The sequence below is a fragment of the Salinicoccus carnicancri Crm genome (assembly GCF_000330705.1).
In the GTDB taxonomy this organism is placed as follows: Bacteria; Bacillota; Bacilli; order Staphylococcales; family Salinicoccaceae; genus Salinicoccus; species Salinicoccus carnicancri.
This window is the reverse complement of record NZ_ANAM01000005.1, coordinates 1-762: the sequence shown is the minus strand read 5'-3', so window position 1 is coordinate 762 and position 762 is coordinate 1. Positions and strand designations below refer to the sequence as shown.

General features: G+C 30.4%; 1 protein-coding gene. It reads right to left on the bottom strand.

Features of this window, described 5'->3' with window-relative positions; all coding sequences use genetic code 11:
• Positions 1-119: 119 nt before the first annotated feature.
• A partial coding sequence (locus tag C792_RS14280; protein WP_040608714.1) for a hypothetical protein occupies positions 120-762 on the bottom strand: 643 nt, incomplete at its 5' end.

The window sequence follows — 762 nt, the reverse complement described above, 5'->3', positions numbered from 1 at the left end:
TCATAATAAAAAAGATGCAAAATACCTAAACATAAAGCTAAAAATAGACCAATCAAATTAATAATTCTTTTTCCTTCTAATCTCATAGTAATCAACTCAATCTATTTCATACAATATTTTTAATATCTTGTATATGTTCTAAACACAGCAGGATAACTATTCCCACAATTTGGTGTAACAGTTAATTTAACTCCATTGATTTGTCCTTTTAAAATCATCATAGCTGAGTCTTCCCAATACTGAGCACTCCTGTTATATAGATCTGCTGTTAACCACGCTGTAGCTGTAGCAACAGTCCCCAAAAATGTACTCTTACTAACTAATCCAGCAGCTGTACCTATAGCCAAATCAAATAAAGGATTACTTAAAAAATATGGCCAATTAATACTATTATCCATATGGTCTAAAGTATTAATGACTCCAGTTTTATTAAAATATTTAACGGTAGAGCCACCACAAGATGCCATAGTTCCAATAGAATCATTTGGTTCTACAGAGTTCGTTTCCCTAGCCATATTAATTTGATTTGATAAAAATTCTTCATTTTTTATATCTTTCCGATATTCAACTTCTTTATCTTTCGGAACATCGACATAAATAGACTCTTTTTCATCTTCATAAATTAAAATCTGCGCATACTCTTGTTTAGACTCTTTTTCTAATGAACTTGCATCAATTTGCGAGAATGGTGTTAAAAGACCACCCAAAACCATCAACATAGACATGAAAATAATAATATTTTTTCTCATAAATACATCCCCT